Raw genomic sequence first — 11,960 nt, forward strand, 5'->3', positions numbered from 1 at the left:
TTACTTCAGATGGCTTCTGCCGGTTCGTCTTCGTACTCAAAGACAAGCTCGTCGTTTTCGAGCTGGATGAACACATCCCCGCCCTTCTCAGACAGCTTCCCGAACAGAATCTGCTCAGCCAGAGGTCGCTTGATCTTATCCTGAATCAAACGGGCCATTGGTCTCGCACCCATGGTCACATCGTAGCCTTTTTCTGCCAACCAGGACTTAGCAGCCTCATTCACATGCAAGACCACGTGTTTCTCGTCCAGCTGCGCCTGCAGTTCGGTCAGGAACTTGTCCACGACGTGGGTGATCGTAGCCTTTTGCAGATCGCCGAACTGAATAATGCCATCCAGCCGGTTACGGAACTCAGGCGTAAAGGTTTTGCTGATCACTTCCATGCCGTCAGTACTGTGGTCCTGCTCGCTGAAGCCAATCGAGCGACGAGCCATGTTTTCTGCACCAGCGTTGGTTGTCATCACCAAGATCACATGCCGGAAATCCGCTTTGCGACCGTTGTTGTCCGTCAGCGTACCGTGATCCATAACCTGTAGCAGCAGGTTAAACACTTCCGGGTGCGCCTTCTCGATCTCATCCAGCAACAAAACACAGTGTGGGTGCTTGTTAACGGCTTCCGTCAGCAGACCACCCTGGTCATAACCGACATATCCCGGAGGCGCACCAATCAAGCGAGACACAGTGTGACGCTCCATGTATTCCGACATATCGAAACGTACCAGTTCGATACCCAGAACCTTGGCCAACTGCTTGGTCACCTCGGTTTTACCAACACCCGTTGGGCCCGCAAACAGGAAGGCACCTTCAGGCTTCTCTGGTGCCTTCAGCCCTGCACGGGCCAGCTTGATGGCGGTCGACAAGGATTCGATAGCCGGGTCTTGGCCGAACACCACCATTTTCAGGTTGCGTTCGAGATTGCGCAGAAGATCTTTATCGCTAGTGGACACATTCTTCGGCGGAATGCGCGCAATGCTGGCCACCACATCCTCGATATCAACCACTTCAACCGACTTCTTGCGCTTGTCCTCCGGCTGCAGGCGCTGGCGAGCACCGGCTTCATCGATTACATCGATGGCCTTATCCGGCATGTGCCGGTCCGTGATGTAACGGTCCGCCAGCTCTGCTGCCACCCGAAGCGCCTGATCGGTATAGGTCAGGTCATGGTGCTTCTCGAAGCTTGGTTTGAGGCCCTTGAGAATCTGATACGTATCTTCAACGCTAGGTTCGTTGACATCAATCTTCTGGAAACGACGCGCCAACGCACTGTCTTTTTCAAAGATGCCACGGAATTCCTGATAGGTGGTTGAACCAATGCAACGCAACTCTCCGGAACTCAGCATTGGCTTGAGCAGGTTGGACGCATCCATTACCCCGCCCGATGCCGATCCCGCACCAATAATGGTGTGGATTTCGTCAATAAAAAGAATCGCATGCTCTTGCTTCTTCAAATCACTGAGAAGCCCCTTCAGGCGTTTTTCGAAATCACCGCGGTATTTCGTACCGGCGAGCAAAGCTCCCATATCCAGGGAGTAAACCACAGCGTCCGAAATAATATCGGGCACTTCGCCGTCAACAATGCGCCGTGCCAAACCTTCCGCAATCGCCGTTTTACCCACGCCGGCCTCACCAACCAGCAATGGGTTATTCTTCCGACGACGAGCCAGAATCTGCACCACCCGCTCCACCTCAGTCTCACGACCAATCAGGGGGTCAATGCGCCCTTGACGGGCTTGTTCGTTCAAGTTTGCGGCGTAATTTTCCAAAGGACGTGCGTGACCATTTTCTTCTCCCGCATCCTCTTGAGCGGCGTGATCGGCCCCTTCCTGATCCTCAGCACCCTGCACACGCGAAATCCCGTGAGAAACAAAGTTCACCACGTCGATGCGGGCAACGTTCTGCTTCTTGAGAACATAAACCGCCTGACTTTCCTGTTCACTGAAAATCGCAACCAGCACATTCGCACCCGTCACTTCTTTCTTTCCCGAGGACTGAACATGGAACACCGCCCGCTGCAGCACTCGCTGAAAACCGAGTGTAGGCTGTGTTTCCCGGTCACCGTCGGTGGACGGGATCAGGGGCGTTGTGGAATCCACAAACTCTATCAATTCATCCTCAAGCTGTTTGAGGTCTGCACCGCAAGCTTTCAGCACTCCCACTGCCGATTCATTGTCCAGAAGAGCCAACATCAAATGCTCCACGGTCATGAATTCATGGCGCTTGTCACGGGCATTTTTGAAGGCTGTATTCAGCGTAAGTTCAAGATCTTTGCTCAGCATGGGCTACCCCTAGGTCTGTCAGTCCGCGCGTTCTATCTCGCAAAGCAACGGGTGTTCGCATTCTGAAGAATACTGATTCACCTGAGCTGCCTTCGTTTCTGCGATGTCGCGGGTATATACCCCACATACGGCCTTTCCTTGCGTATGGACGAGCAGCATTACCTGCGTCGCCTTCTCTTCGTTCATACCGAAGAACGTCATCAACACTTCCACCACAAAATCCATCGGGGTGTAGTCATCATTCAGGAGCAGCACCCTAAAACGGGCGGGACGCTTCAGGGCCGGCTTTTCGGGCGCAACACTCACCCCATCTTGACGCCCGGGCTGGTCGTCCTCCCCCTGATTAAATATTAGTAGAGAATTCTCAATTGTCCGCATGGTTCTATGTACCGATTATTCGGATGGCTAACTTAATGTGGTTACCCGGCCAGACATTTTCAAGGCAGGCGCCAGTTCAAGCGCGGGTTATCTAATCCTGTGGACATGATACCGATTCCATACCCTGAAGAAACACTTATTCAATCAGCTGTGATCCTTGACTCAGAAACGTGATTGGTCGACAGTTAAGATCACATGTAATTTAATGTAACGGTTTGCAGCAAAAGTGTATCGGCACCAAGCCGGAGAGATTGGGTTGCACCCCAATCGGCAATGAGCATCTGCTGCTGACCACAGAAAACGCTCCAATAATAAAAGTGACAGCAAAGGGACGGGGGAGTTCATCATGCCAAGGGGCAAGGTTAAGTGGTTCAACAACGCCAAGGGATACGGCTTCATCATTGAAGATGGCTGCAGCGACGATCTGTTCGCGCACTTTTCTTCGATTCAGATTGAAGGCTACAAAACCCTCAAAGCAGGCCAAGCCGTTACGTTCGACAAGAAGCCGAGCGACAAAGGCGTCCATGCAGTGAATATTGTGCCGGATGCCGCGTCTGAGAATGGCATGCCTACAAAGCATGACGCTCAATCCGACCCCAATAACAACGGGTATCCACCAAGAGCCGCCAACGCCTGATCGTAAATTCCGGCCAAGCCAAACCCGCTTCCCTGCCGGTCTTTGCCGGTGGGTGCCAAACTCCCATACTTTTTTCGCTGCCCCCATTCCAGTACGCTTGTCAGCTCGGCCCACCCGCGACTGACAGGAATCTGTGAATGGCGGACATCATCCTGTTTAACAAACCTTTTCAGGTTCTCAGCCAGTTCACTGACGAGCGCGCCAACAATCCTCGCTCAACTCTGGCAGAGTGGATCAAGAAACCCGATTTTTACCCCGCAGGTCGACTGGACTACGATTCAGAAGGGCTTCTCCTTCTGACCAACCACGGGCCCTTACAGCATCGCATTGCGTCTCCGCAGACTAAAATGCCCAAAACCTATTGGGTACAGGTGGAAGGCGAGATTTCGGCTGAAGCCATCGATCAACTGTCTAAGGGAGTCAATCTAAAAGACGGCCCCACCCGGCCTGCAAAGGCACAAAGAATTGAACCACCAAGCCTTTGGCCTCGAACCCCGCCCGTTCGACACCGGGAAACCATTCCCACCAGTTGGATCGAACTAACCATCAGCGAAGGCCGTAACCGACAGGTGCGCAGAATGACAGCGGCCGTTGGTTACCCTACCCTGAGGCTGATACGTTACAAAATTGGCGACTGGACGCTCGACAAGCTTCTGCCTGGCGAGTTCCGAATTGAACAGGTGCACCTCCCCGATGCTCCAAGCGCAAATTCGACACAGACCCGTCGCACGCACTCTCGCTCACCTAAAGCGCGCCGACCCAACAGGAGATCAGCACCCAAATGACCTGGAAACCTCACGCGACAGTGGCCGTTATCGCCGAAGATGATCAAGGCCGTTTCTTACTGGTGGAAGAAGTCAGTAACGGTCAGGTGGTCTTCAACCAACCGGCCGGCCACATTGAAGAAGACGAGCTGATTCTCGAGGCCGCCTGCCGCGAGACACTGGAAGAAACTGGATGGGAAGTTGAGCCCACCTATTTTCTGGGCATTTACACCTATAAGACACCCGCTAATGGCGTGACTTACCACCGGTTCTGCTACGCAGCAAAGCCGGTTCGAAAGGTCACCAATGAACTGGATACCGGCATCATCGCCCCACACTGGCTGAGTCTGGACGAAATTAGAGAACTCGGGAGCAAATTACGCAGTCCTCTGGTGCTGCAATGCATCGAGGATTACCGAAACGGTCGTCAATTCCCCCTTGAAGTCGTCATCGACGGACAGACGTAACTCTCACAAGGTGGTAAAATCGCCGCTTTCTAACCGGTCACCAGTAGGCTCATGACTCCAAATCCTGATTCCAAAGCCCCAGAAAACACCCGCGTCATCGTTGGCATGTCCGGCGGTGTAGACTCTTCGGTTGCCGCTTGGTTATTGAAAGACCAGGGTTACCAAGTGGAAGGCCTGTTCATGAAGAACTGGGACGAAGATGACGGAACGGAATACTGCACCGCCATGACCGACCTTGCCGACGCGCAAGCGGTGGCCGATGCCATTGACATTAAATTGCACACCGCCAGCTTTGCCGCCGAGTACTGGGATCGAGTGTTCGAGCACTTTTTATCCGAATACAGTGCTGGCCGCACGCCCAACCCCGACATCCTGTGCAACAAGGAAGTAAAGTTCCGGGCCTTTCTGGATTATGCCGTTACCTTGGGTGCCGATTACATTGCGACGGGGCACTATACCCGCCAGCGCCCGCTAAACGATGGCAGCGGCAAAGCCGAACTGCTTAAAGGGTTAGACCCGAACAAAGACCAAAGCTACTTCTTGCACGCGGTCTCTGGTGACCGCATTGCCCGCACCCTCTTTCCGGTGGGTGAACTGGAAAAACCCGAGGTACGCCGCATTGCGGAAGAACAAGGGTTTATCACCCACGACAAAAAAGACTCCACCGGAATCTGCTTCATCGGCGAACGCAAGTTCACCGATTTCCTGAAGCAATACCTGCCAGCACAACCGGGCAACATTGAAACCCCGGATGGCAAAATCATCGGGAAACATCAGGGCTTGATGTACCACACCATTGGCCAGCGCCAAGGTTTGGGAATCGGCGGACTGGCCAAATACGGGGATGAGCCGTGGTATGTGGCTGAAAAAGACCTGAACCGGAACGTATTGATTGCGGTACAGGGAAAGCACCACCCGCTGCTGTTTTCTCGCGGCCTGGTGTCCGGCCCGATTGACTGGATTGCCGGCGAAGCGCCTGCCGGGCAATTCCGCTGCAAAGCCAAAACCCGTTATCGTCAGCCGGATCAGGATTGCGAGGTCACCGTCATCAACGGCGGCGTAAAAGTAGTCTTCGACGATGCCCAGCGGGCGGTGACACCGGGCCAGTCTGTAGTGTTCTACATCGACGACGTGTGTCTGGGCGGCGGCGTAATCGAAGAGACCTGGCGCGACAACGAAGTTCTGCCTGCACGCCTGGCTGATGATACTGCCGAGGCGCGCTCATGAGCCGGACACTGCACGACCAGACACTGGCACTGGCAGGACTTTTCCAAGCTGCCTCTTTAGTACAGCAAGTGGCTCACAAAGGAACTTGCGACGAAGAAAGCCTGGAAACCTCGCTCCGCTCACTGTTCGCCACCGACCCGGCGTCAACACTCGATGTTTATGGTGGCGAGGTATCCGATATACAGGAAGGCCTGAAAGCTCTTTCAACATCTTTGGCTCAACAAAGCCGCTCTCAGGATGTCGAGACACTGCGCTATGTACTGAATCTGGTTCAACTGGAATCCAAGCTAAAAAACAGCCCAGACATACTGGATGTGATCGGCAACCGGATAGAACAAGCCCGTCACACGGCCAGCCACTTCGGTTACAACCATAGCAATCTGATCAGCAATCTGGCCTCGATCTATACCGACACCATCAGTACCTTCCGGTTGCGCATTCAGGTGAGTGGCAATCCGCAAGTCCTGCAGCAAGACGAGAACGCCGCAAAAGTTCGTGCCCTCCTCCTTGCTGGCATTCGCTCCGCGGTGCTCTGGAGACAATGCGGCGGCCGCCGCTGGCAGCTCATTTTTGCCCGCAAAAAAGTGATCAACCACGCCCGTGAGTTGTTGCGCTGATTCACAGCGCGCGCTGGTGTATCATAGACGCCCTAATTTTATTATCCGATTCTTTGATGAACTGAGAGGTTTTCGATGGAACTCACCGCCCTGACCGCCATATCTCCGGTCGATGGACGCTACGGCAGCAAAGTCAGCGTATTTCGCAGCATCTTCAGTGAATACGGCCTGATCCGTAACCGGGTAACCGTCGAGATCCGCTGGTTGCAGAAACTGGCCGAGCACCCGGCCATTACCGAAGTACCGGCTTTCTCAGCAGAAGCCAATGCGTTTCTGGACAAGATGGTCAGCGAATTCAGCCTGGCTGATGCTGAACGCATCAAAGAAATCGAACGCACGACCAACCACGACGTGAAAGCGGTTGAATACCTCATCAAAGAAAAGATTGCCGGGGTTCCCGAGCTGCACGCAGTCACCGAGTTTGTGCACTTCGCCTGTACATCTGAAGACATCAACAACCTGTCTCACGCGCTGATGCTGCGCGAAGGTCTGGATCACGGCTTGCTGCCGGGTATGGAAAAAGTCGTAAACAAACTGGCCGAGCTGTCGAAAGAACATGCCGAACAGCCCATGCTGTCCCGTACTCATGGCCAAACCGCCTCCCCTACTACGGTCGGTAAAGAACTGGCCAACGTGGTTTACCGCCTGCGCCGCCAGCTTAAGCAGATCAAGTCTGTGGAATTGCTGGGCAAGATCAACGGTGCCGTCGGCAACTACAACGCGCACTTGTCAGCCTACCCACAAGTAGACTGGGCAACCAACGCCAAAGAATTCATCGAACGCCTCGGCCTCGACTGGAACCCGTACACCACGCAGATTGAACCCCACGATTATATCGCAGAACTTTACGATGCCATCGCTCGCTTCAACACCATCCTGATCGATCTGGATCGTGATATCTGGGGTTACATCTCACTGGGTTACTTCAAGCAGAAAACCGTAGCGGGCGAGATCGGTTCATCCACCATGCCCCACAAGGTCAACCCGATCGACTTCGAAAACTCCGAAGGCAACTTGGGCATCGCGAACGCGATCTTCGGTCACTTGTCCGCCAAACTGCCGATTTCCCGCTGGCAGCGCGACCTGACCGACTCGACCGTGCTGCGAAACCTGGGCGTTGGTTTTGCGCACAGCTTGATCGCATATGAAGCCACACTGAAAGGTTTGGGCAAGCTGGAAATCAACCCGGTTCGATTGGGCGAAGACCTTGACAACGCGTGGGAAGTTCTGGCTGAACCTATCCAGACCGTCATGCGTCGTTACAACATTGAAAAGCCCTACGAAAAGCTCAAGGATCTGACCCGCGGCAAAACCATGTCGGCGGAAGTGATCCAGAATTTCGTGGAAACATTAGAGATTCCGGAGGAAGCCAAAGCAGAGCTGCGCGCCCTGACACCGGAATCCTACATTGGTAACGCCGTCGAACAAGCCGGCAACATCTAAATCTGGAGCAGTACCATGGATATGCTTGGCGGACTGACAGCCTCTGAATTTCTGCGCGATTACTGGCAGAAGAAACCGCTTGTCATCCGTCAGGCTTTCCCCGGTTTCCAGTGCCCGGTCAGCCCGGATGAGCTGGCCGGTTTAGCCTGCGAAGAAACAGTAGAGTCCCGTATCGTTATTGAAAATGACGCGGGCAAGCCTTGGCAGCTCCACAACGGCCCGTTCACACCGGAACGTTTCAGCACCTTGCCCGAGCATGACTGGACCCTGTTGATTCAAGGTTTGGACCACTGGGTTCCGGAAATGTCCGATCTATTGGAAGCGTTCCGCTTCGTCCCGAACTGGCGACTGGATGACATCATGGCCAGCTACGCCCCCAAGGGCGGCAGCGTAGGGCCTCACTACGACCAGTACGATGTTTTCCTGCTGCAGGCAGAAGGCCATCGGCGCTGGACCTTTGGTGGCCACTGCGACCACACTTCACCCAGAGTGGATGGCACCCCACTGCGGATACTCAGCAGCTGGGACGGCGAAGAAACCGTCACACTAGCACCGGGCGACATGCTGTACCTGCCGCCCGGAGTCGGCCATCACGGTGTTGCAGAAGATGACTGCATCACCCTGTCGATCGGCTTCCGTGCGCCCACCATTGACGACTTGCTGACGGGCTTCACTGACTTCCTGTGCAATCAGGAAAAAGCGGCTGAGCATTTGGGCGATCCTGACCTAAAGATTCAGGACAACCCCGGCACCATTGCACCGGAAGTGATTGACCGCTTGGACCAAGTGATTCGCGAACAGATCAGTGACCGGCGCAAACTTGCCCTGTGGTTTGGCCAGTACACCACCGCACCGAAAAGCCTCGACATCGTCGTGCCGGCAGAAGAGCCCGCGACGCCCGAAGACTTGGCTGCAGCCATTCAGGCTGGCGAACAACTGCGCTGGAACGAAGGGTCTCGTTTTGCGTACCACGAACTAGAAGGCGAAACCGCCCTGTTCGTTGATGGGGAACAATATCTGCTCAAAGGGGATGCGCAGCCGATCGCACCACTCCTGTGTGCAGGCGCCCTAATCGATCAAACAAAGTTGGCGGCCTATGCCGACGATGAAGCCCTAGTTGGACTGCTAACAACGCTTTACAACCAAGGCTCCGTTTACTTCGAGTAAGCAATGACTCCAAGATTCCGCAAGTACAGCTGGCAACTGGCACCGAGCTCCATTCGAGATATACGCCAGCGGGTGTTTATCGATGAACAAAATGTGCCGCCGGAGCTGGAGTGGGATGACACGGATGAGATCGCCGATCACTACTTAGCCGTCGACGAAAACAACCAACCCATTGCCACCGCTCGACTCTTTTCAGCGTTGGAAGAAACCGGCTACATCGGGCGCATGGCTGTGCTCCCGGAATTTCGCGGACGCGGCATTGGCGAAGCACTCATACATCACCTGCTAAAAGAGTCTGCGGGCCGTTATCAGGAGCTCAAGCTCTCGGCCCAACAACACGCAATAGGCTTTTACCAGCGCTGCGGCTTTCATGTCTGCTCATCGCTCTACGAAGACGCAGGCATCCCCCATCTGGATATGCGATGCCTGGCCCCTGCACTCGCTCACGGTGCACTTGGTCATCGCGCACAGCCTCTGATCCTCGGGGCAGACACCGAGAGCTGGCTGTTCGATCAAGAGCGTAGCCTTCTGGAATTGATGGACTCTTTAGCGGGTCAGGCAAGACAGCGTCTTTGGGTTTATGATCGCATGCTGGATCACAATCGATATGATCGCCATCAGCTGCGTGAGCTAATCTCTGCCGTCGCCCGCCAGCATCGGCTCAGTGAAGTCCGCCTTCTGATTCACGACGACAAGCCCTTGGTGCAAAAACGCCACCGCCTGATCGAACTGATGCGCCGTTTACCCAGCCGTATCGAACTCCGGATTATCAACGAAGATTATCCGCAGGAAGACCAACCATTCATCGTGGTCGATCGCGACGGGCTACTCTGCCGACACGACTTCAACAAACCAGAAGGGTTTGCCAACTTTACTGCCGGTCGGCGGTTAAAGCTTAAAGAAGAAGTCTTTCAGCGCATGTGGGAAACGGCCCAACCCTCACTGGAATTACGAGAACTACCGATCTGACCCCGACGCCTGCGGCGATTCAAACTGAGCCCCGAAAGGTGCAAATTCGTCATCCACCTCTTCGGCCACTTCCGCAATCAGCTTTCTCAGCCACTGATGATCCGAGTTGTGCTGCAGCAAAGGGCTCCACGCCATTTTGAGTTCAAACGGCGGGATTTCAAACGGTGGAACCTTCACCACAAGATTCGGGTTATCCTTCTGAAGCCAAGCCGCTCGTGAAGGCAAGGTGGCTATCAAGTCGTGCTGTTCGGCCAACAACATGGCTACCTGGTAGTGCCGAGTGAACACCGAAATCTGGCGTTTGCGGCCCATCAACCCCAAAGCTTCATCAACCCAACCCAAACGCTGCACATCCTTTGGGTTAACCCCTACCCCCACTCCAAAGCCCGTTTTACTCACCCAAATATGGCTGGCATCCAAATAGGTGTCCAAAGTGAACGGCTCTACTAAAATCGGGTTATGAGCATTCATTAAGCACGCGAAGTATTCCGTCCAGAGCGTTTTCTGGTGGAACGATTGCGGAATCTTGTCAAAGCGGTTGATGGCCATATCCAAACGGCCTTGCTCCACGTCCAGGAAGCTGACATCGCTCGGAGTCAGAACGTCCAACGTGACGTGCGGTGCTTCTTGTCGAATGCGTCGCAACACCCGGGGCATGAGACAGGATTCCGCATAGTCACTGGCCATGATCCTAAACACCCGCTGACTATTCTCCGCAGCGAACGGCGTTTTCTCCTGAACAGCTTGCTCGATGTTAGAAAGAATCGATCGCACCAATGGCTGCAACTCTTGCGCTCGTTCGGTGGCTGTCATCCCCTCGCTGGTGCGCACCAGAATCGGATCACCAAAAAGATCCCGAAGCCGCCGCAAGCCATTACTCATGGCCGGCTGAGTGATTCCCAGATGGTTTGCTGCTTTGGTCACATTCCGCTCCCGCAGCAATACATCGAGGTACACCAACAAATTAAGATCCACACGGGAAATATCCATCAAGACACCTCGAGATCAGGAAGCCAGAATGCGAAAACGACGATCATTCATTCAAACAATATACCGCGTTATCAAAATTCATTAAATCTATACATCAATCAACAGTCTCATCATCGGGCGGACGAATCAAAAGATTTCTGCTAGTCTTTCAGACTGTTATATCGCAATATTCGTTGGCATCCCCACGCACTGCCGCTGCCGCCAAACTTTATTTGGAGCCACACGCAAAACATGGACGCAACCACTATCGTAATCATCCTTGCGGCCATCGTTGCCCTATCTCTGGTGATCATCGTGATTAGCCAGATGCGAGAGAAGGCTCGCATTGAGCGCATGCGCAAAATCCGGGGTCAACAAGATAGCTACAACCGAGCCTCCCGGCTTCTCACAGAAATTCCGGGACAATACCTGAATTCCGGGCTCAAACTTATTCTGCTTAAACAGATGGAAGACGCGTGCAAAAACCTGGTCACGCTGAAATCCGACAAACCGGTTGATCAATGGCTTAACGCCGTCAAACAAACGCGACAACAAGTGGTTGCTAAAACGGACAATCATCCACCGGTTAAAATCGATTCGCCTGAGAAATCCGAGCAAGTCAAAGAACACTTGAACAACCTCTTCAAGCTGATTGAAAGCATGCATAAAAGTGGGCGGATTGATTCCCCCACGGCTAAACAAAACCTTAAATATGTCCTGTTTTTGATCCACAAAACCCACGCCGACCTGCACGTATTCCAAGCTCGGGACTACATCCGCCAGAATGAAATTCGCAAAGCCATTCACGCCTACCACTCTGCCAGTATGGAAATGGTCAAATCGAAGGACAATCCGCTGGCACTGAAGGCGGTCAAAAGTTTCAGAACGCGCATCAAAGAGCTCGAGGCAAGCCTGCACGACGATAACCCCGTCGCTGAGCACGGCACAAAACTCGATCAGGAATGGGACCACATGTTGCAGGATGAAGAGTCCTGGAAAAAACGGAAAGACTTCGACGATTAACCCGAAGCCTAGAACGCAAAATA

The 11,960-nt window shown here is 53.8% G+C and carries 12 protein-coding genes; 9 read left to right on the forward strand and 3 right to left on the reverse strand.

Annotated features, from left to right (window positions below; translation table 11 throughout):
• Positions 1-5 precede the first annotated feature (5 nt).
• Both clpA and clpS read right to left on the reverse strand, forming a co-directional pair.
• Positions 6-2,276 (reverse strand): ATP-dependent Clp protease ATP-binding subunit ClpA, encoded by a 2,271-nt coding sequence (gene clpA / locus ACNQ6O_RS08370; protein ID WP_418052778.1) that lies wholly within the window; start codon positions 2,274-2,276, stop codon positions 6-8.
• Between the two features lie 18 nt (positions 2,277-2,294).
• Positions 2,295-2,654, reverse strand: coding sequence for an ATP-dependent Clp protease adapter ClpS (gene clpS, locus ACNQ6O_RS08375; RefSeq protein WP_114333516.1), 360 nt, complete (start codon positions 2,652-2,654; stop codon positions 2,295-2,297).
• Between the two features lie 346 nt (positions 2,655-3,000).
• Here clpS and ACNQ6O_RS08380 point away from each other — a divergent pair, with 346 nt between their 5' ends.
• From ACNQ6O_RS08380 to ACNQ6O_RS08415, 8 genes are all read left to right on the forward strand, one after another.
• Positions 3,001-3,291, forward strand: coding sequence for a cold shock domain-containing protein (locus tag ACNQ6O_RS08380; protein ID WP_418052779.1), 291 nt, complete (start codon positions 3,001-3,003; stop codon positions 3,289-3,291).
• Between the two features lie 137 nt (positions 3,292-3,428).
• On the forward strand, positions 3,429-4,076 hold the full coding sequence (locus ACNQ6O_RS08385) for a pseudouridine synthase (protein ID WP_418052780.1): 648 nt from the start codon (positions 3,429-3,431) through the stop codon (positions 4,074-4,076).
• Positions 4,073-4,522, forward strand: coding sequence for an NUDIX hydrolase (locus ACNQ6O_RS08390; protein ID WP_418052781.1), 450 nt, complete (start codon positions 4,073-4,075; stop codon positions 4,520-4,522). The genes ACNQ6O_RS08385 and ACNQ6O_RS08390 overlap by 4 nt, the downstream gene beginning before the upstream one ends.
• Before the next feature lie 51 nt (positions 4,523-4,573).
• The gene (gene mnmA / locus ACNQ6O_RS08395; RefSeq protein WP_418052782.1) at positions 4,574-5,749 is read left to right on the forward strand and encodes a tRNA 2-thiouridine(34) synthase MnmA; all 1,176 of its coding nucleotides are present in this window, start codon (positions 4,574-4,576) and stop codon (positions 5,747-5,749) included.
• Entirely contained in the window at positions 5,746-6,366 is a 621-nt protein-coding gene (hflD, locus tag ACNQ6O_RS08400; protein ID WP_418052783.1) for a high frequency lysogenization protein HflD, read from the forward strand. The genes mnmA and hflD overlap by 4 nt, the downstream gene beginning before the upstream one ends.
• A gap of 75 nt (positions 6,367-6,441) precedes the next feature.
• A complete protein-coding gene (gene purB / locus ACNQ6O_RS08405; RefSeq protein ID WP_418052784.1) occupies positions 6,442-7,809 on the forward strand; it encodes an adenylosuccinate lyase in 1,368 nt (455 codons plus the stop codon).
• 15 nt (positions 7,810-7,824) lie between these two features.
• The gene (locus ACNQ6O_RS08410; RefSeq protein ID WP_418052785.1) at positions 7,825-8,976 is read left to right on the forward strand and encodes a JmjC domain-containing protein; all 1,152 of its coding nucleotides are present in this window, start codon (positions 7,825-7,827) and stop codon (positions 8,974-8,976) included.
• A gap of 3 nt (positions 8,977-8,979) precedes the next feature.
• The gene (locus ACNQ6O_RS08415; protein WP_418052786.1) at positions 8,980-9,945 is read left to right on the forward strand and encodes a GNAT family N-acetyltransferase; all 966 of its coding nucleotides are present in this window, start codon (positions 8,980-8,982) and stop codon (positions 9,943-9,945) included.
• On the opposite strand, the gene ACNQ6O_RS08420 is transcribed toward ACNQ6O_RS08415, so the two are convergent.
• Positions 9,934-10,935, reverse strand: coding sequence for a LysR family transcriptional regulator (locus ACNQ6O_RS08420; RefSeq protein WP_418052787.1), 1,002 nt, complete (start codon positions 10,933-10,935; stop codon positions 9,934-9,936). The two genes, ACNQ6O_RS08415 and ACNQ6O_RS08420, sit on opposite strands and share 12 nt — an antisense overlap.
• Before the next feature lie 231 nt (positions 10,936-11,166).
• On the opposite strand from ACNQ6O_RS08420, the gene ACNQ6O_RS08425 reads away from it, so the two are divergent.
• Positions 11,167-11,937, forward strand: a complete 771-nt coding sequence (locus ACNQ6O_RS08425) for a hypothetical protein (protein ID WP_418052788.1) — start codon at positions 11,167-11,169, stop codon at positions 11,935-11,937.
• Positions 11,938-11,960: the final 23 nt, after the last annotated feature.

The sequence above is a fragment of the Marinobacter sp. SBS5 genome, assembly GCF_048285575.1.
GTDB lineage: Bacteria > Pseudomonadota > Gammaproteobacteria > Pseudomonadales > Oleiphilaceae > Marinobacter.

What these genes read in the sequence shown, in the direction of transcription:
- clpA (WP_418052778.1), bottom strand. Translation starts at nt 2,276, where the DNA reads ATGCTGAGCAAAGATCTTGAACTTACGCTGAATACAGCCTTCAAAAAT.
- clpS (WP_114333516.1), bottom strand. Translation starts at nt 2,654, where the DNA reads ATGCGGACAATTGAGAATTCTCTACTAATATTTAATCAGGGGGAGGAC.
- ACNQ6O_RS08380 (WP_418052779.1), top strand. Translation starts at nt 3,001, where the DNA reads ATGCCAAGGGGCAAGGTTAAGTGGTTCAACAACGCCAAGGGATACGGC.
- ACNQ6O_RS08385 (WP_418052780.1), top strand. Translation starts at nt 3,429, where the DNA reads ATGGCGGACATCATCCTGTTTAACAAACCTTTTCAGGTTCTCAGCCAG.
- ACNQ6O_RS08390 (WP_418052781.1), top strand. Translation starts at nt 4,073, where the DNA reads ATGACCTGGAAACCTCACGCGACAGTGGCCGTTATCGCCGAAGATGAT.
- mnmA (WP_418052782.1), top strand. Translation starts at nt 4,574, where the DNA reads ATGACTCCAAATCCTGATTCCAAAGCCCCAGAAAACACCCGCGTCATC.
- hflD (WP_418052783.1), top strand. Translation starts at nt 5,746, where the DNA reads ATGAGCCGGACACTGCACGACCAGACACTGGCACTGGCAGGACTTTTC.
- purB (WP_418052784.1), top strand. Translation starts at nt 6,442, where the DNA reads ATGGAACTCACCGCCCTGACCGCCATATCTCCGGTCGATGGACGCTAC.
- ACNQ6O_RS08410 (WP_418052785.1), top strand. Translation starts at nt 7,825, where the DNA reads ATGGATATGCTTGGCGGACTGACAGCCTCTGAATTTCTGCGCGATTAC.
- ACNQ6O_RS08415 (WP_418052786.1), top strand. Translation starts at nt 8,980, where the DNA reads ATGACTCCAAGATTCCGCAAGTACAGCTGGCAACTGGCACCGAGCTCC.
- ACNQ6O_RS08420 (WP_418052787.1), bottom strand. Translation starts at nt 10,935, where the DNA reads ATGGATATTTCCCGTGTGGATCTTAATTTGTTGGTGTACCTCGATGTA.
- ACNQ6O_RS08425 (WP_418052788.1), top strand. Translation starts at nt 11,167, where the DNA reads ATGGACGCAACCACTATCGTAATCATCCTTGCGGCCATCGTTGCCCTA.